Genomic DNA, 16,467 nt, shown 5'->3' on the forward strand with positions numbered 1-16,467 from the left:
CTCGGAGACCATCCCTGAGAAGGCATTCCCGATTCCTGCTGACGGACCATGTGTCCCCCGCGTGTCTCTATCTACGAGACAGTGACGAAATCAGCTCGGGCTAAACACGTACCGATATTTTATCATCCCGTTCATTCTGTGTCAGTGATCTGAGCCCCGGGAAGTGTCTGGACCAATATGCGTGACGTTCGACTTTCGCCTTCTCCCAGGGAGGATTGCCAACGACAACATCGAACCCAGACTGATCGCCATCGAATACTTCGGGGAATGAAGCAGGGAAATGTAGTGGGTCAGTTGACTCAAGTACTTCCTGTGCTCGATCATATGCGGGTAGTGCGGTTACGTCATCAATACTCGTGTCTGAGACCGGACCCGTATCTATGTCATCGTCAATCCGTGAGGCGGCCAAGATGTCGAAGCGTGCCCGAACCTGATCGATACGCGTCTCAATCTCTGCCCTGGTTTCACGAGCCTCCTGAACCTGTTCGGCGCTGGCATCCGCGAAGTCCCCGAGGCGATCAATGTCATTGCGCACTTCGTCCATCACGCTCTGGCCACCCATGAACATCTCCAGGGAAGACTGTTCCATATCAAGAATATCGGTTACCTCGTCCAACGTACCGATCCCTGCCAGTGAGTCGCCCGTCACGAGGTTGTAGTCGAGGAATGTTAACGGGAGGCCGGGAACGAAACTGTGGACCCAGATAGACAGCCGTGCGAGTTCCGTCGCCAGTGGATTGAGGTCCACGCCGTAGATACACCGTCGGGCAACCTGCCGACGAAGAAGCTGTCCTCGCTCAACCGGTGGCGCGTACTCCTCGTCGGCAAACGCGTCTAACGCGGCGTCTTCGAGGTTGTCGAGTTCATCCTCAACAGGTGGCAGTGGGTTCTCAGTAAGATACGAGTAGAGCCGCGACTCGATACGGTCAACAGCACCCACGAGGAAGTGTCCCGATCCCATCGCGATGTCGGCCACTCGGATGTCGAAGAACGCGTCCGCGGCGGCGTTCTCGCCCTCTTCCTCTCGAAGCCGGTCGATGCGTTCGATGTGGTCGTCGAGTGCGGGTTCCAACGAGTAGTCCAGCAGATGCTCGACGAACCGAGTCTTGGTGTAGTACGTTCCGGTAGCCTTGCGCTCCCCAGACTGACCGTGGAGGTACACTTCTCCCTCCTGGACGACCACGCCGTCGTCGTCCTCACCCAGCGTTTGCTGTCCGTCATTACTGACGGGCTCGTAGCGTCCCTCGTCGTCTACGGTGAGCGGCTGGTCGGCCTGTGAGAGTTCGGACTCAAGGAGCCCTTCGTAGATGACGCCGAACTCGCGGACACCGATGTTCCGGAAGTCCACCGGCCCCTGGAATCCGTCTTCGGTCTCGTCAATCAGGAGACTCACCAGCACCGGGCCGAACTCCGAGTTGTCGAGCCGGATGTCTGCGAGCCGTGCCCCGGCCTCCGAAATATCGGGGTCTTCGGACAGAAGCCGACCGTCGTAGGCGGGCAGGCCCAGCTCGTCGTGGCCGTGGTGGATCGCCCGCGAGAGGTGCATCACGTCGTCCCAGTGGTCGTAGAAGTTCTCGTCGAACTCGCCTTCGTCCTGTACGAACTCGTGGAGGTTGCGGGCCTTGCGCTTGAGCGAGTCCTGATCGTAGCGGGCGTTGCGCCGCCGCGGGAGGAACTCCTCGTCCTCGGTGTAGGAGATAAACAGGAGCCGGTACAGCAGGACGAGCGCCATTTCGTACGTTTCGTCGAGATCCTCTTTCGTCGGGTCCTCCAGATCACGAGCACGAGCGATGGCCTCTGCGAGATCGGGGACGACGTCGTCGTAGATCCGCTCACGAAGGCGCGCGCCGAGGTCGGCGGCGTAGTCCTTCGACCGCTCCATAATGTCGTGGAGCGTTCCCTCGTCCCGGAGCGCGTTCGCGGAGAACAGGAGCCAGAGATACGCGGCTTTGTCGTCGGCGAGCAAGTTCGTGTTCACCTCGACATAGGTGTCTGTACGACCGCGCGACCCGAACCCGGCATCGGGGTTCGTGGTGTACAGTCGGAGCGTGTCACCGCTACTCCCGATGACGTAGTCGAGGTTGCGCTTGTCGGCCTCGTTGAGGGCGTAGGCGACCGGCGACTGGCCGACGAACCGGTCCTGGGCGTGGTCGAACGACTCGTCTTCCTGTAGGAACATCGCGACTGCGCGTTCGTGGCCGTCGCTGGAGTCCTTGAGGACGTAGCTCTGGTCGGTGAGCTGGTCGATCTCGTAGTTCAGCCCCTTGACCATCTCCCGTGGGTCATCGTCATCGAGGGCGCGACGAGCCTGTTCAGTCGCGTCCTCCCAGTCGTCACGTTCGGGGACACCGACGCGGAGTTCGTGCGTCGAAAGCAGTCCCTGATTCCTGAGCCCGGTGAGTTCCTCGTCGAGTTGGGGGAGCATCTCGCTGAGGAACTGCTGAGCGGTGAACCGATCCGGCTTGTCGAGCGCGGCATCGCACACCCGTTCGGCCTGTCCGCGGTCAACGTCACGATAGATGGGCGGCTCTTCACCACTCGGGCCACAGAGACCGACCTTGTCGCCGTAGATGGCGACGATCAGAATCGGGTTCGCGCGGTTTCCACGACGATCCGAGTACGTCTTCCGCAGGAACTCTTTCGTCGGGCGCTCACCGTGATCGGCGACTGCGATCTCCAGTTGGCTTGCGCCGTTTCCTTGGTAGTACTCGTACTCATTCCCCTCCCGATCGTAGTTCCAGGGGCGTCCGTTTCGGGAGGAAAGAAACGTAGAGGTCATATACCTATCCGAATAGTTCGCGTTTCATATAATTTGGTGGCACACTGAGATACATACTCGTTAACGCACACGTATGGGTGAAGGTAGAACTACCAATTCCCCAGGAACTCGGGATCGAGATCGACCTTACCAGCGAGATCGTTGATTCGATCTTTCTTGCTTTTCTTGTTCAGGGACGTGTACAGATAGTAACCGCCAGTCAGTTCGTAGGCCCCTCGCATCTCGTCGCCGTTGGGATGGGCTTCCTCAGAGTTGATGGTACAGTTTTGTCGAGCCCAAGACGGCAGATATGGAATCTCGATCTCGTCGATCAAATCATACTCTCTGACGAGGTAATCGATTGCGGCCCCCATATTCTGCTCCTGCGTCGTTTGTGTGGTTTCATCTTCATCAGGGATCATCTGGCCGTCAGAGAACCGAATTACGTATCCACGATAGGATTCGTTGTCGGAGTCGTTGTTATCATTCGACGTTGAACCTACCTGCTCGGTATCGGCATCGAGTTCCGAGGCGTACAGCGTCACCCACTGTAGACTCTCACCGTTAGTTTGCTGTTCGACCTGTGTCTGCTCCAAATTTAGTGGGGGGACATCACCATGATCGTATTGACGCTTCTCGATCCATTCTGGTTCTTCCCAGGGGGTTGGTTTTTCGTACTGGTACAGGTCTTGGCCGCCCTCGTGGATTACGAGCGCGTAGGTATCGATCTCGACGTCGGTTCGTGTCGGAGCGAGGTTTGTCGCCATCTGTATCTCTCCTCTCCGCATACTATAGACCGAATGGATAAATATATTTCTACATTTACGCATTCTCCAATTCAAATATCAGGTGGCAGTAGATTCGGGAATATATGCCGGAGAAGTGTCTTGCTGACCTTTATGCTGACAGCGACAGAGACTTTTTGAAACAGGTATCTGTAAACTGATTATGCCCAATCCTCTGTTCTCAACGTATACCCAGGGCGAGAATCGGGTTACCTCAACGATCATCGCTGTCCTCGAACACGTCAACAACCAACTGACGGAGGATATTCTCGAAGCACTCATCGACGAATCGGATCTGGGCCTCGTCTCATTCGATAATCAGGTGACGGGTGTCGAATCCATACCGGATGCCGCAATCAGAAGTTCGACGGCGCTCTGGTTCGAAACGAAGACCAGTCGTGACGCGGTTGACCGGGGACAACTGGAGAATCACCTGAAAGCACTCGATGACGATTCCTCGGAACTCCAGCGACTTATTGTCCTAACACCTGACGGACGAATCCCTGAGGAAATAGTCGAGATCGAGGATGAGCGGATCGTGTGGGTGAATTTCGACACACTCGTGGACACCGTCGAAACCGTCCTGGATCGGGACGTGGGAACGGCGGAGATGAGTATGTCCGTTCCCACCGAACGCGAGGCGTTCCTGCTCCGCGAACTCATCCGGTTCATTTACGACGAGGACCTTGTTGGCGGGAGGGAAGATCGCGTGCTCGTCGTTGCGGCTAGGAAGGCCTGGCCGGAATACCAGAAACACGGCCTCTACTTCTGTCAACCGAACCGGTCGTTCAAACCCGTCTCGTACATGGCGTTCTACAAAGATGGCGAAATCAAGCCCACCATACCGAGAGTCACAGATTCTATCGAGAGTATCGAACTCACCGAGGAAACAGTCCGAGGACATCCCGATCTCTCACGGTCCCAACGCGAACAACTGCTGAACGGCGTCGAACAGTTACATGCCGAGGGGTCAGAGCGATATGGGGACACAGAGAAAGTGATCTTCCTTCGAGAGGGCGAAGAGCTTGCACATCCGATCACAAACGACAAGACAGCGAGTGATTCCGACCGAACGGTTGCGTTCGTCCAAGGCCATCGGTACGTCTCATTCTCGAAGCTCCAGCAGAATCCCGAATACACGACAGAACTGGAGGAATCCACCTGATCTTGTCCATCAAAGTCGTGCGTGAAGCACCTGAACAATCTTTCCTTCCAGTGGGAGAAGAATGCCGAGACTGTCTTTGTCTACACCTGTCTCTTCGTAGCAGGCTTGTACAGCCTTCGATACCCGTTCGTGCATCGCCACTAACTGCTCGGTCTCGACTTCTCGGAGATCGCGGGGCGTCTCGTCGCCGTAGACGTTGGTCACGACTTCGTGTTCTCGATCCGTGAGTTCCATCCTTATTTCTCCGGTGCTGGTCGAAGATCGCGCCAGCGGAAGTGGTCGCTGTCTCCGTTCTCGAACTCTACACTGAAGAGGTACGAGTCGCGTTCGTCACCCGTTGCCTCGCCAGCGTCGTCCTCGATCACCTCGTATACCTTTCCGGTTCGTTCGTGGTAGCGGTCGAAGTCGGGATCGTCAGTATCGGGAATGTCGATCCGAACACGATCACCAACCTCGAAGCGTTTCATAAATGGGGATTCTCAGGGCTTACCCCTGTTCGTTACGGTCGGCCCACTGCTCACCCATCTCTCGGGCGAGCTCGTGTATATCGTCCTGATGGTCTACTTTGGACAGCTTCACCCGGCCCGTCATTCGCTCGAAGCCACAGCGGTTGTTACACTCGTAGTAGACCTTCCAGCCCGAAGCTTCCTCCTTTAGCCCGTAGACCAAGGGTGTGCCACAGTCCGGGCACGTTGCCGACTCGTGTTTCGTGAAGGTCAGCATCGCTCCTCCTCTGGCGTACTCCGATCTCGAACGCGAATACCTGCGAGCCGATGGCTGAAGAACACACCGACCAAGATCGCTTCGTCGGCTCCCTCGGTGCTGGGATAAACTGATTCGGGACAACAGTCGAGACACCACGTCCGTCGGGGTGTCCACCCGCCTTCGTCGTACCACGTGGCATAGAGGCCTGCCTTGTCGCCGTGCTGAATCCGCTTGTTACACGAGTCACAGATATGACCCGTACCAACACCGTTCATCGCCGCCGCTGGGTCGGGACGGCTCATTGGTCGTCACCTGCCAGCCTGTCGAGGCTGTTCTGAAGATTCTCCTCGGTAAGATCGATCCACGTCTCGACGCGGTCCTCCTGACCTGTGACCCGTCCCAACAATCGCAGGACCGGGTACCACAAACGGATGTTCCAACGGATGAACCTGATCCAGGCTCTAAGCATCGTCGATCACCCCCCGACGCCACACATCGAGATCCTGTTTCGTCAGCGTCCAGCCTTCTTCGGGGAGTTCCGATACGACTTCGCATTTGAATCGCTGGTAGTGTTCGCAGGCGAACTCGTTGTTGTACGCGTGTGCGAGAGTAGCGATAGCCAACTGTGCTGGCCCGCTTCCACCGTATCCCCACTCGAATCCCGAGGGACTGGCACTAAGCAGATCATACCGGTAATCCAACGACTCGCCATCAACCATCACCTCAACTTCGTCACCGACCTGGGCAGAGGGGTCGCGGCGGCCACGGTAGACGGCCTGTTCCGTCGTTCCAACCCTACCCGGAGTATCCGCGATTGAGGGTCGCTTGTCGCTACTCACAGCCTGTCACCTCCTGAAGCCGGTCGATTGCGGACTCCAAGTTCGAGGCTTCCGCGTGGAGGTCGTCAGCTTGTTGCTCAAGCTGTTCGGCACTCATCACCAGTTCGCTGGCAGTGCGTTCGAGTTCTTCCTCAAGCGACTCAACATCAACTTGGCCGACCTCCATTCGAACTCTCCTGATATGCTTACATTCTGTTACTTCCTCTCGATGCTGGAAGTCTGGACAGGTACAAGCTGGCTCTCGGAGGTCAACGGTGTACTCCGAGCCTGACTGAGTTGAAATACTAAACATCGCTGGGGCTTCCTCGATGACAGTCATATACTCCTTGAGCGCCCTGCGAGTGCGAGGCTCCACGTCAGGCTGAACGGATTCGGAACTCACGCCTCCTCACCTCCTCGTCGTCGGACTTCTCTGACGTAGGCGTGACTCCGAGCCTTCTCCGCGTGCTCAGTACAGACCGGGTCTTCCGCATATCCTCGAACTGGCGCGTTCACAATTGCGACGTGAGTCCCCGTCTTCTGACAGCCAAGCTCCCGACACAACGACTCTTCTTCGGTCCTACTCATCGTCAGTCACCCCCGGTCCGTAACCGAACTCGAACCCATCGTGCCGGATAACCACTTGCCCTTGTTCAGGATCAGCGTCGATCTCTACGATCTCTGTCTCGTTCGGGAACGCTTGCTCGGCCTCAATGACGGCTTCAACGATAGTGTCGAACAACTCTGCATCCTGTTCTTCGAGCCGGTTAATGTCGCCTCGATCTAACTGTAGCTCTGGATACTCGTCGCCCGTCAGCTCTGTCGCGTAGGCGAGATCGAACCGTCGCCACCGCGTCTCATCACACTCGCGACCGTACTCGTAATAGACCTCATCGCGTTGGCGGTCGGTGTACGAGTTGACGACTTCGGCCCACACACATCGCTCGTGGAATATCGCCGCCATATCCTCAAGAATCGGATAGTCGCGCTCGACTGGTTCCCACTCGTGTTCGTGAGTCGGTCCCCCGAAGTGTCGGTCAATATCGGCGGGTGAGACTCCAGGAGGGAGATTCTGACTCATTACGGCTCACCCTCACAGTTGTCCGGGAAGTCACGCTCTCGAAGCACCTCAACACCGCACTGGATACACCGGAGGTATCGCTCCAGGTACTCGGTCTGGTTCTCGTGTTGCCGATGAGAATCAGGATGCTTTCCGGGCACCCACTCCGCCTTGTCGATGACCAGATGCGGGCCGACTTGTTCCGCATCCGGGTGTCTGTCCGACAGCGTTTCCACTCTTGAACTCGTATCTGACATTGCTTCCTTGCTCCTCAGGGAAGCCCACAGACCGGTGCTCCTATCACCGGTTTCCTACTCCGGAACCAAGTTCCGAGAGCTGTAGCTATGGATTCCCTGTATTAGATAGTAGGGGTGGAAGGATTATAGTAATATCTAAGACGGGTGATATTACTTATTCCGTGGATAGCGGTTTTTCCAGAGATCGAATAAACATATTGCTGATAGTAATGACGCGCTCTCCTTGATTTTCACCTCGTCCCCTATCTCACAAAGATCCGCAACCGCGCAAGTAGATATATTGGCTGTAGACAGATCCGAACCCTGCTGTCGAGACGGAACCCAAGGTAACGGTATCCGTACAGTCGTTGGTCAGCAAACGTTCCGACAGCAGGTGGTGCGCATCTCTTCCCTCGCCCATTGCTCTGGGCCCCCGTCGCTGATTGTAACAACGCCTACTTAGGCTGTTACACGAGGTAGAGGATCTATTAGCGGCCAAATCAGGGAGAACAGCACAGACTCAGAGCCGAGCGCAGAGCCACTCTTTTCCCTCACAAAATCCACAGTGTCTTCCCCACTGTACAGTGAGCAACTCTATTCCACCGAAATGAAGTGCTGGGCTGTTACATAGGTTCCGAAACAGCCGAAATCAAAAGATAGAGTGGCTGTAAGCGGTGTAACAGCCTATAGACAGGGTTGTTACATTAGACTCTCAGGCTCTGAAACCCGGGATTCCGAGGGGTGGGGCTGAACCCTGGCTGTTACAGCGACTCGGTGCGGAGTTCCCGGATCTCCTCGCGTTTGTTGTGGGGGATGAACACGCCATCCCACACTCGCGCTACGTCGTCGTTATCCGGCCCACGTCGTTCGGAGACGGTTTCGGCCTCGAACCTGTTCGTTATGGATCGAGCCAGTTTCTGTTTTGACACAGGCGATACGGGAGTCGTCGCCATGTACCTCTGGTAGAGCTGGTACAGCGTGGAGACGGTCATCCGTCCTTCGAGTGGATCTCCTTCCTCACCGGGATGTCCGTCCGTCACGAAGTTCCGGATGAACGTCACCGTCGGGTCCGACAGGTGCGACCATTCAGTTCGGACTTCCTCGGGCTCCATCTCTCCGGTGAAGTGGTCTTGTTCGCAGAGTTCCTGGTACCCCTCAACCATCCAAGCCAGGACACCTGATAGCTCGTCCTCGATAATCGTCTCGGCAATGTGAGGATCGGCGTCGAAGTAGCCGTCATCATCGCGCGTGGTGAAGCGGTGGGGAAACTCGACGAAAATCCAGCGACTGTAGAACGCGAGGTCGTCTGTATCCACGTCGGGAATCCGGTTGGCCGCGAACATGAGCTTGGCCGCGTTCTCGATCTCGAAGGGCGTCTCGTACTTCGGCTCGACTTTGAACCGGTCGCGGCCGGTCAGTTTCTTGAACGCCGAGGTACGGGTGATCTCGTTGCCTTCGATGTCAGAGTTGATGTTGACCGCCGTGTTCTGGAGTCGCTGGAGACCGAAGTTGGCTCCGGACAGATCGCGGAGCCCGTAGTTCATGACGTTGTCCGGACCAATGGCGGCGGTGATCACGTCCTCGAAGACGCCTTTACCGTTGTTGCCGTCGCCGAGCATCATCAGCGCCTTCTTGTACGGATAGTTGTGGGTGTGGAGACAATATCCGGCGAATTCCTGGAGTTTCTGGAGATCGCCGTCGTTTACGCTTCGATCCAAGAACTCGTTGCTCCATCGATCACGTTCCGCATCCATTCCTTCCCACCGGACCGGGAAGCGGATGAGAGCGTAATCGTCTGGTCTGGTTTCGCGCTCGATCTCACCCTCAACGAGATTCAGGATACCGTTCTCCACCACACAGCGCGGACCGCCGATGCCCATCTCGTTCCAGTCCACTTGGTAGGCGTCGTTGACAGAGACATAGCCGTCGAGAAACTCCTCTTTGACGTGTTTGCCGTAGTGAGCGCGAAGGAGCCCCTGGAGAATCTTTGCCACTCTCTTTGGCTCGTTAACCCAGATGTCTCCATCGTAGACGAATATTCGACCATTACTGAAGACGATCTGAGCGTTTTCCTTACACCACAGGTGGCAAAAGTACGCTATTTGGCGATCAGGCATATCGTTCCAAGTGAACTCGCGGAAGAACTCCGAGGAACTCATTTCGTGGATAGACTGTGAGTCCTCGTCATCCTGGATCTCGGCGACAACCGACTCGATTTGATCATCGAAATCGTCGCGGCGCATATCGACCAACCGCCAGTTGATGTAGTTGACGACCTTCTGGTACTTCTTCTTGTCCTCGAACTCGTCGGAGTCGTACCACTCGGCGAGGATGTACGGCCACTCACGGTGATCCAGAAGTGTCATCGGATCTTCATCGTTAGCTTCGAGTGTATCGTGCATTTCCTCAACCAGATCTACGTCACTCATCGTTAGGCCACCCTTTTTCGTGCGGGTCTTCGAACGGACTGTGTTTCATTTCCTCGCGGGCCCATTCCCGATACCCATCCAGCCTGTGTGCGACGTGCAACTCCCAGTGTTCCTCAACGTCGGCTTCGGATACTGTAAGCCCGAACCGATCTTGGAGCTCCTGTTTCATCGGCTGAATGTTCGGCTTCCAAGCACCCTCTGGCCAGTAGTCGGCCTTCAGACGCTTGTCGATGAATCCAGCGTCGAACCCATCGCACGCGCAAATGGGACAGTCGCTGTATTGAGACCGATAGTGAGCTGTCGCCATCACTCCGTCACCCCCGGTTCGACCCGCACCAGCCACTGGACAATACCTTTCCGAACCCTCCGATGGGTCCAAAATCCGAAACGTCTAATTGCTTGTAAGTCTAAGTATACCATGGTTCCTCAAAACCTACCGAGCGAACCAGCCTCCCGACATACCGGGTTTTCTGGGTACCAATCAGTCGGCCCGGTAGTGTCGGTCCACTTTACGCTCAGTAGAGAGTTATTGCGTAGTCACCTCCGGGTCGTATTGTCTGGCCATTTTGCGTAGGAGTTCATCGTATGACTCTCCCCCACGCTTGTTTCGTTTGACCAGTTGGCGCGTCTTGCTCGTAACGGGTATTGTACTGCGCTGGTCTGATTTCATAAATCGAATCAATTCAATCTATGTGACCGAGGTTAAAGATAGTTTCGAATATTATAAATAGTAGGAAGGGAAAGATAATAAAAGTTTTGGCTAAAGAAGCGTCGAAGATGTGTTCTACTGGGTGGGGCAGTCATAGGAAATTTCGGGTGAGAGTTACCCGTCTGAAAGAGTGGATCTCCACCTTTCTTATAACACAAATTATACTAATTCGCAGTCCCGTTGGTTGATTATTCGAGATTCGGACCCCTGTGACTTCTAACAATCGCTCTTGGGGGGCATACTACTCGTCTTCGTGCTTCGGCGGCAGGTCCTTGGCATCGAGATCTCCGGTCAGATATGCTTGTCCACGGTCTGTGATTCGGTACAATGCGCCCTCAGTCTGTTCGACTAACTCATTCTGCGCCAGGATGCGGACGCGCTCGTTAACGTACTGCTGACTGTAATCGATGTTCGCGGAAATGACGTGCGGCGTGGCCACGATGTCCGTCTCATCGAGAAACTCGAGGATCCGGTTATCTGCACTCGTCATCCAGGGAACACGCGGCCGCATTACTCCGCGCTCCCCTTTGGTCTATGTATAGCATTACTGTCTCATGTTGATAGCATAGAGTATTCAAGTCTTTAGCCTATGGTACTCAATTCTATATGCTGTGGGTCTGACGTATCGGTCGGACGCATGAGAGCGTTTAAATCAAAACCCACGCCAGCCGACGGATCAACCAGTGTATCGGAACTCAACCACCAACCAGTAGATACCGAGCAGGAACTGGAATCTCTACTTCACAAAAACCCTGAGTTGTTGCTGAACGAGCAGGTGTTCATTTTCAGCCGTCAGCCGAGTCTTGATCCCGGTCTCCCTGATCTCGTCGCACTCGATCAGTTTGGCAACGTCACGGTGTTCGAGCTTAAGCGGGGTCTGAGCGGTTCAGGTAGCGCCAGCGAAGAATCCATCCTCTCGCAACCTCAGCAGTATGCCAGGGCGTTGGCTCCGTTCGACTACGATGACCTCAACGAATTGTACCAGGAGTATCGTCAGCAGATCCAGACAGGTGAGTGGGAGGTAGGCAGTTCGGCTGTTCCAGCAGAGTCTCTGGACGATGCGTTTGAGGCGGTCTTCGGGCAACCGCTGAAATCGGGATGGTTCAATCAACAGCAACGCCTCGTAGTGCTCGCCGAGGAGATCACCGACCAAACGGCACAAAATGCTCGCTACCTCCAGGATCAAGGCTTGAATCTTCAGTGTCAAGAGGTGCGGCTATACAACAATCCTGATGAGCAGACTGATGTTCTTATTAGCAATGTTGTCGTGGATTACGACTTACGTGAGGTTAGACCAGACAGACACGGGAAGCCGACGTACGAAGACATCAGTCGCCAGATTGTGGACAGGACTCTCGGCTATGTCGGTGATCTCCTCCATGCCCAGAATCCAGATGCTGTAGTGTCAGATTTTTCACGTCGGGAACCGACCGTTCAATCTCAGAATCCGGATCATCCCGAGGGAATTGAGTACAGTCTAAGAGTGAAGCCTATTGAAAATGATACAGTCCGAGTCTCCTTGGATGTCAATAACGGTGATGGGCTTGTCAAGACAGTGCGGAACGCTGAGCAACAGTTCCGACAGCAGGGGTTCGAGGTGAGCCATACGCGGTCTACCTATCGTGTGGTGATGTTCACCTGGGGGATTGAGACCGTAGAGCCATTGTACGATGAGCAGATACAAGACGAAATTGCGAGCAAGTTCGCTGATCTTATTGAAACGGCACATGGGGTGTTCGACGCGAGTCGGTGAAATCTTGCCCCCGAGTAAAAGTGGACCTGGGTGAGCCGCTACGCCCGAACGGGAGGGTTTGGGGCCGAAACCTGGGGGTGGGTCTATGCCCACTTAGTGACGCGGGAAACCGACGCTTGGGTCATCCCAGGCGTCTTCTTGCTCTGTCACAGGTGTCGTGGCGGCTTCGACCTGCTCGTCAGTAAACTTGTAGGACAACATTTCCATTAGCTGTCGCCGGTAGTCGCGCCCGAGATCGGTCATCGTATCTGTACGTGATGCCGAGATCAGGAATGAGGCGTAGTTCTCGCCCCGCTTCTTCCCTTTGTAAGTATGCATATCGTGACAGATTCTCCCGACCTTCCCCAGATTCTCGTGCTCGGGCGGAATCGGGAACTGCTTTTGAATCTCCTTGATGTCGTCACCTTCCTCGGCCACGTTACTCCAGTACGACTTCATAAGGAGTGTCTCATAAGACCCGGTACACATCGCTAAGATTGACGCACACCTCATGGCCGCCGCGACCCCCATACCTTCGTCGTCGTCCCATTTCCCTGTAGCGAGGTCGTGGAGCGTCTGAACCGTCTGGACGATGTGGGCTTCTTCGGGAGGTAGTAGGCAATCTTCAATCATAATTACCTTGATACGATGCCAGTAGAGACCAGCCATTCCTGAGCGCGTGAGAGACCATGCCGCCCACATCGCTTTCTCTCGGTCGCCTCTTCTGATCGATTTCTGTAGCACAGATAACACATCGTATTTGTTGTGTCCTGAGCGGACTTCGTCGTCATTTCTGTACTTGCCGTCGTCGCGTTTGTTGTCACTCATAGTTTCGTTCTCGGTGATTGGTTGGCGAGCGATGCCTCTCTTGAGCCTGGTGTCATTTCCCTGAATTGTTGTTTATATTATATACTTGTTAGTGTAAATAAACTTTGATATATCAGTCAAAATCGAAGGACAGCGCGACCCTGCTGTCGCGACGTAAGCCGATGCTCCGACAGCAGGGTGTCTACCAGATCTGCTCGGCGGCGTCGTTGCGAGTTTCAGCGTCAGAGTGGAGATATTTCATCGTCGTGGTGACGCTCTTGTGACGGAGCTGTTCCTTTGCGTGATGTGGACCGATGTGATTCGCCCAGTAGGTAGCTACTCCGTGACGAATCGAGTACCACGTGATCTCCTTGTGGTCTGGGATGGGTAGATCACCTTCGTCAACGAGGCGACTCAGTAGATAGTTGCACGATTTTGAACTGTACTTGCTCCCTTGCTTCGTGAGCCAGAGTTCATCCCGACCGTTGTACTTGTCATACGTTGCTCGCTCCTCTAACCATCGTTCGAGAACTCTTGACGTGCGTTTCTTGATCGAGCAGTTCCAGTGGGCCTCATTCTTAGTGGACTCGTCCTTGGGGATGTTGAGTTCGTTGTTCTCAAGGTTGACCCAGTCCGTGGTGGCCCGACCCACTTCGATGGGACGAAGTCCGGTATCCAGCGTTACAGCGATCATCGACGGTTCCTTCCACGAGTTCGCCTGCTCGAAGTGCTCGGGGCCGACTTCCGACTTGGGCACGCCAAGGCGCTGTGATACGTGCGTTTTCAGTCTGTCACGCTCCTCAGCGGACATATCGCTGTGATAGCTCTTGACCGAGTTGTATTCCAGCGCGGCCTGATAGAGTGGTTTGAACGCGGTTCGGCGGAGGTAGTCACGTTCGTCGCCGGTCGCCTGACTCAGCTCCGGTTTGGGTTCCCAGTCGTAATCGGTTCCGTGAATGTGATTCTGATACTTGAATAGCCGCTGAACTGCTTTCCCGTAGTGGAGCACGCTTGAATCAGCCATCCCATCTGAACGATTGAGGAGGCGGATGAAGCGGTCAGCGTGATCCGGTGTGAACGCTGTCGTGTAGGCGTCCTCGTCCTCCCAAAGCCATCGGAAGACGATTTCAAGCTTGTAGTGTGTGGACTGAAGGGTACTCTCTGCGAGGCCCTGACCCTTCTCTGGATGCTTGCCGTATGTGGCGAGCCACGAGAGGAGTTCCTTCTTGAAGTCGTGGTAGTCTTCGACCATATTGAGGCCATACGCTTCGAGGTCTTCGCGTGAGCGTTCGCTGACGAGTGGGAAGTCAAACTCTACTTGTTCCGGAGCTGGCGGAAGACCTTCCCGCGGAGCGCCATTACCCGCGGGGAGATTGTCCAGCGGATCGGGCTGGTTAGTCATCCCTGTACCCCTCGATTTGTTTGTGTGCCATGACACTTTCTGGAATCGCAAGACGGCGCGGCTATCGGGTTGTAGTTTTTTCGGACGTTCTTGGACATATTTCGTCTCTCCTGAGAAGGTCGAAATCAGGTCAGAGAGACGCTGAGGCCGCTGAAGCCTAGGCCGGGATTTGAACCCGGGCTCTCGTCCTTACCAAGGACGCGCTTTACCAGGCTAAGCTACCCAGGCGCAGTCGTTGGTTGTCCGGAACCAACTTTATGGGTTTCGATCCGACCCCGATGCGGCTCCGGTCCGTCGAGTTCGGCGGCCGAGTCAGCGCTCCGTCGCACTGACGGCTCGCTCGGAGATGTCCGCGATCCGGTCGGCGGTCGTCTCGGGGAGGGCACGGCCCGGCGGCGGAAACTCGCCGTCGTAGTCAGCGGCGAGTTCGCGGGCGTATTCGAGTAGCTCTGTGGGTGGATCCCCGCCGACCGCGGTCGTTCCGGCGACTACGGCGAGTTCGAGGGCATCAACTTCGAGGTTCCTGTCGAGTGCCGTCGCATCGTCCGGGTCGATCCCCACCCGGTCGCGGCGGGTCTGGTCGCGCCCGAACGCCCGCACTACCTCAACCGCTGCCGCGGCCGCGCCAGTGTGAGAGAGCAGGGAGAAGCCCCGCGAGACGAGCACGTCGGCGGCGAGGACGTCCATGTCGGCGTCGATGTCGCTCTCGGGGGTCGCCGCGGACTCCCACGGCTCCTCGTGGGAGAGTCGGCGAGTGAGACGGAGCCCCTCGTAGATGAGCTGGACGCCGGCGGCTCGGTCGACGACTTCCCCGAGGTGAACGTCCGGATCGAGCGCGCGCGCGGTGACGAGCGACAACACGCCCGGCGTCACCGCCGCGTCCGCGAGCCGGTCTCCGATCGTCTCGCGGAGCCGATCCGGCTCGACGTCCGCGAGCGCTTCGAGCGCGGCGTTGCGCGCCCGCGCGGTGTCGTCCATTACGATCTGATTCGATAGGGAAGGGCAAAGACCTTTGGAAACGACCCCCTCCCAACACCATGGTACGCAGCCGCGGGGAGGGGCTGGTGCGCGTTCTCACGCTCGATCGACCGGACAGCCGAAACGCCCTACGGCCCGCCGACCTCTCGGCACTCCGGACCGCCGTCGCGGAGGCGACGGAGCCGGTCGTCTACCTCCATGGTGCCGGCGACGCGTTCTGTGCGGGTGCCGACCTCGATGTCGTTTCGACCCTTGACGATCCGGCCGCCTTCGCCCGGCAGGGACAGCGAGTCGCCTCAACGCTCGCTGACGCGGACGCGGTCGTCGTCTGCGGGATCGACGGAGCGGCCCGCGGGGGCGGGGTCGAACTCGCGCTCGCCGCCGACGTCCGGGTCGCGACGCCGGATGCGACGTTCGCCGAGCCCGGCGTCCGGTTCGGGCTGTTCGGCGCGTGGGGCGGGACGGTCCGGCTCCCCCGCGTCATGGGCGAGGGCGACGCGCTGGAGTTCGCGCTCTCCGGCCGCGTCCTCGACGCCGACGACGCCCTCCGGACCGGGCTGGTCTCGCGCGTGGCCGCGGATCCGCGAGCGGTCGCCGACGAGATCGCCGAGGGAGAGTCGGACGCGCTCCGGGTCATCAAGGAACGGATCCGCGACCGACGGGACGACGCGACGCGGGAGGCGGCCGAGGCGACCGCGTTCGAGACGCTCGTGGAGAGACACGCCGCATCGATCCGCTCGGATCGTGCCGGCGACGAGGAGCCACACGAGCGAGACTCATAAGCCGAGCGAGCCGAACCGGTGGTGGAGTCGTGACCGCTCGCCCCGACCGCCGGACGCGATGTGACAGGTTTAAATATCCGACCCGACGAGACGTATTTGCG

The 16,467-nt window shown here is 56.8% G+C and carries 19 protein-coding genes and 1 tRNA gene; 3 read left to right on the forward strand and 17 right to left on the reverse strand.

Going from position 1 to position 16,467, the window contains the following annotated elements:
• Positions 1–100 precede the first annotated feature (100 nt).
• Positions 101–2,779 carry an Eco57I restriction-modification methylase domain-containing protein gene (locus J2751_RS09620; RefSeq protein ID WP_245202712.1) on the reverse strand — a complete coding sequence of 893 codons (2,679 nt, stop codon included), beginning with the start codon at positions 2,777–2,779 and terminating at the stop codon, positions 101–103.
• A gap of 89 nt (positions 2,780–2,868) precedes the next feature.
• Positions 2,869–3,525 (reverse strand): hypothetical protein, encoded by a 657-nt coding sequence (locus J2751_RS09625; RefSeq protein WP_209485550.1) that lies wholly within the window; start codon positions 3,523–3,525, stop codon positions 2,869–2,871.
• Between the two features lie 181 nt (positions 3,526–3,706).
• On the opposite strand from J2751_RS09625, the gene J2751_RS09630 reads away from it, so the two are divergent.
• Entirely contained in the window at positions 3,707–4,708 is a 1,002-nt protein-coding gene (locus tag J2751_RS09630; RefSeq protein WP_209485552.1) for a hypothetical protein, read from the forward strand.
• Between the two features lie 9 nt (positions 4,709–4,717).
• Here the strand turns inward: J2751_RS09630 and J2751_RS09635 are convergent, their stop codons facing one another.
• The 11 genes from J2751_RS09635 to J2751_RS09685 all read right to left on the reverse strand — a co-directional run bounded on the left by J2751_RS09635 (position 4,718) and on the right by J2751_RS09685 (position 11,155).
• Positions 4,718–4,942 carry a hypothetical protein gene (locus J2751_RS09635; RefSeq protein ID WP_209485554.1) on the reverse strand — a complete coding sequence of 75 codons (225 nt, stop codon included), beginning with the start codon at positions 4,940–4,942 and terminating at the stop codon, positions 4,718–4,720.
• Between the two features lie 2 nt (positions 4,943–4,944).
• Complete coding sequence (locus J2751_RS09640; RefSeq protein WP_209485556.1) at positions 4,945–5,175, reverse strand: hypothetical protein; 231 nt, start codon at positions 5,173–5,175, stop codon at positions 4,945–4,947.
• 19 nt (positions 5,176–5,194) lie between these two features.
• Positions 5,195–5,431, reverse strand: coding sequence for a hypothetical protein (locus tag J2751_RS09645; RefSeq protein ID WP_209485559.1), 237 nt, complete (start codon positions 5,429–5,431; stop codon positions 5,195–5,197).
• Positions 5,432–5,874: 443 nt separating this feature from the next.
• The gene (locus J2751_RS09650) at positions 5,875–6,252 is read right to left on the reverse strand and encodes a DUF6166 domain-containing protein (RefSeq protein WP_209485561.1); all 378 of its coding nucleotides are present in this window, start codon (positions 6,250–6,252) and stop codon (positions 5,875–5,877) included.
• A complete protein-coding gene (locus J2751_RS09655) occupies positions 6,245–6,418 on the reverse strand; it encodes a hypothetical protein (protein WP_209485563.1) in 174 nt (57 codons plus the stop codon). Before J2751_RS09655 ends, J2751_RS09650 begins: the two co-directional genes overlap by 8 nt.
• A gap of 212 nt (positions 6,419–6,630) precedes the next feature.
• On the reverse strand, positions 6,631–6,819 hold the full coding sequence (locus J2751_RS09660) for a hypothetical protein (protein WP_209485565.1): 189 nt from the start codon (positions 6,817–6,819) through the stop codon (positions 6,631–6,633).
• Positions 6,812–7,312 carry a hypothetical protein gene (locus tag J2751_RS09665; RefSeq protein WP_209485567.1) on the reverse strand — a complete coding sequence of 167 codons (501 nt, stop codon included), beginning with the start codon at positions 7,310–7,312 and terminating at the stop codon, positions 6,812–6,814. Before J2751_RS09665 ends, J2751_RS09660 begins: the two co-directional genes overlap by 8 nt.
• The gene (locus tag J2751_RS09670; protein ID WP_209485569.1) at positions 7,312–7,548 is read right to left on the reverse strand and encodes a hypothetical protein; all 237 of its coding nucleotides are present in this window, start codon (positions 7,546–7,548) and stop codon (positions 7,312–7,314) included. The genes J2751_RS09665 and J2751_RS09670 overlap by 1 nt, the downstream gene beginning before the upstream one ends.
• 740 nt (positions 7,549–8,288) lie before the next feature.
• On the reverse strand, positions 8,289–9,956 hold the full coding sequence (locus J2751_RS09675; RefSeq protein ID WP_209485571.1) for a DNA primase family protein: 1,668 nt from the start codon (positions 9,954–9,956) through the stop codon (positions 8,289–8,291).
• Positions 9,949–10,263: a hypothetical protein gene (locus J2751_RS09680; protein ID WP_209485573.1), complete on the reverse strand. Its 315-nt coding sequence runs from the start codon at positions 10,261–10,263 to the stop codon at positions 9,949–9,951. Before J2751_RS09680 ends, J2751_RS09675 begins: the two co-directional genes overlap by 8 nt.
• 643 nt (positions 10,264–10,906) lie before the next feature.
• Complete coding sequence (locus J2751_RS09685; RefSeq protein ID WP_209485575.1) at positions 10,907–11,155, reverse strand: helix-turn-helix domain-containing protein; 249 nt, start codon at positions 11,153–11,155, stop codon at positions 10,907–10,909.
• A gap of 147 nt (positions 11,156–11,302) precedes the next feature.
• Here J2751_RS09685 and J2751_RS09690 point away from each other — a divergent pair, with 147 nt between their 5' ends.
• Entirely contained in the window at positions 11,303–12,418 is a 1,116-nt protein-coding gene (locus J2751_RS09690) for a PDDEXK family nuclease (RefSeq protein ID WP_209485577.1), read from the forward strand.
• Positions 12,419–12,511: 93 nt separating this feature from the next.
• Here J2751_RS09690 and J2751_RS09695 read toward each other — a convergent pair whose 3' ends face one another.
• The 4 genes from J2751_RS09695 to J2751_RS09710 all read right to left on the reverse strand — a co-directional run bounded on the left by J2751_RS09695 (position 12,512) and on the right by J2751_RS09710 (position 15,584).
• Positions 12,512–13,225, reverse strand: a complete 714-nt coding sequence (locus tag J2751_RS09695) for a hypothetical protein (RefSeq protein WP_209485579.1) — start codon at positions 13,223–13,225, stop codon at positions 12,512–12,514.
• A 181-nt stretch (positions 13,226–13,406) separates the two neighbouring features.
• Positions 13,407–14,606, reverse strand: a complete 1,200-nt coding sequence (locus J2751_RS09700; protein ID WP_209485581.1) for a tyrosine-type recombinase/integrase — start codon at positions 14,604–14,606, stop codon at positions 13,407–13,409.
• A gap of 154 nt (positions 14,607–14,760) precedes the next feature.
• Positions 14,761–14,834, reverse strand: a tRNA-Thr gene (locus tag J2751_RS09705).
• A gap of 84 nt (positions 14,835–14,918) precedes the next feature.
• Positions 14,919–15,584, reverse strand: coding sequence for a DUF7114 family protein (locus tag J2751_RS09710; RefSeq protein WP_209485583.1), 666 nt, complete (start codon positions 15,582–15,584; stop codon positions 14,919–14,921).
• A 59-nt stretch (positions 15,585–15,643) separates the two neighbouring features.
• Here J2751_RS09710 and J2751_RS09715 point away from each other — a divergent pair, with 59 nt between their 5' ends.
• Positions 15,644–16,366 (forward strand): enoyl-CoA hydratase/isomerase family protein, encoded by a 723-nt coding sequence (locus J2751_RS09715; RefSeq protein ID WP_209485585.1) that lies wholly within the window; start codon positions 15,644–15,646, stop codon positions 16,364–16,366.
• Positions 16,367–16,467: the final 101 nt, after the last annotated feature.

This window comes from Halorubrum alkaliphilum, assembly GCF_017873815.1.
GTDB lineage: Archaea > Halobacteriota > Halobacteria > Halobacteriales > Haloferacaceae > Halorubrum > Halorubrum alkaliphilum.

Bases quoted from the DNA above. Each gene is read 5' to 3' on its own strand.
- J2751_RS09620 (WP_245202712.1), bottom strand. From the start codon at position 2,779: ATGACCTCTACGTTTCTTTCCTCCCGAAACGGACGCCCCTGGAACTAC.
- J2751_RS09625 (WP_209485550.1), bottom strand. From the start codon at position 3,525: ATGGCGACAAACCTCGCTCCGACACGAACCGACGTCGAGATCGATACC.
- J2751_RS09630 (WP_209485552.1), top strand. From the start codon at position 3,707: ATGCCCAATCCTCTGTTCTCAACGTATACCCAGGGCGAGAATCGGGTT.
- J2751_RS09635 (WP_209485554.1), bottom strand. From the start codon at position 4,942: ATGGAACTCACGGATCGAGAACACGAAGTCGTGACCAACGTCTACGGC.
- J2751_RS09640 (WP_209485556.1), bottom strand. From the start codon at position 5,175: ATGAAACGCTTCGAGGTTGGTGATCGTGTTCGGATCGACATTCCCGAT.
- J2751_RS09645 (WP_209485559.1), bottom strand. From the start codon at position 5,431: ATGCTGACCTTCACGAAACACGAGTCGGCAACGTGCCCGGACTGTGGC.
- J2751_RS09655 (WP_209485563.1), bottom strand. From the start codon at position 6,418: ATGGAGGTCGGCCAAGTTGATGTTGAGTCGCTTGAGGAAGAACTCGAA.
- J2751_RS09660 (WP_209485565.1), bottom strand. From the start codon at position 6,819: ATGAGTAGGACCGAAGAAGAGTCGTTGTGTCGGGAGCTTGGCTGTCAG.
- J2751_RS09665 (WP_209485567.1), bottom strand. From the start codon at position 7,312: ATGAGTCAGAATCTCCCTCCTGGAGTCTCACCCGCCGATATTGACCGA.
- J2751_RS09670 (WP_209485569.1), bottom strand. From the start codon at position 7,548: ATGTCAGATACGAGTTCAAGAGTGGAAACGCTGTCGGACAGACACCCG.
- J2751_RS09675 (WP_209485571.1), bottom strand. From the start codon at position 9,956: ATGAGTGACGTAGATCTGGTTGAGGAAATGCACGATACACTCGAAGCT.
- J2751_RS09680 (WP_209485573.1), bottom strand. From the start codon at position 10,263: ATGGCGACAGCTCACTATCGGTCTCAATACAGCGACTGTCCCATTTGC.
- J2751_RS09685 (WP_209485575.1), bottom strand. From the start codon at position 11,155: ATGACGAGTGCAGATAACCGGATCCTCGAGTTTCTCGATGAGACGGAC.
- J2751_RS09690 (WP_209485577.1), top strand. From the start codon at position 11,303: ATGAGAGCGTTTAAATCAAAACCCACGCCAGCCGACGGATCAACCAGT.
- J2751_RS09695 (WP_209485579.1), bottom strand. From the start codon at position 13,225: ATGAGTGACAACAAACGCGACGACGGCAAGTACAGAAATGACGACGAA.
- J2751_RS09700 (WP_209485581.1), bottom strand. From the start codon at position 14,606: ATGACTAACCAGCCCGATCCGCTGGACAATCTCCCCGCGGGTAATGGC.
- J2751_RS09710 (WP_209485583.1), bottom strand. From the start codon at position 15,584: ATGGACGACACCGCGCGGGCGCGCAACGCCGCGCTCGAAGCGCTCGCG.
- J2751_RS09715 (WP_209485585.1), top strand. From the start codon at position 15,644: ATGGTACGCAGCCGCGGGGAGGGGCTGGTGCGCGTTCTCACGCTCGAT.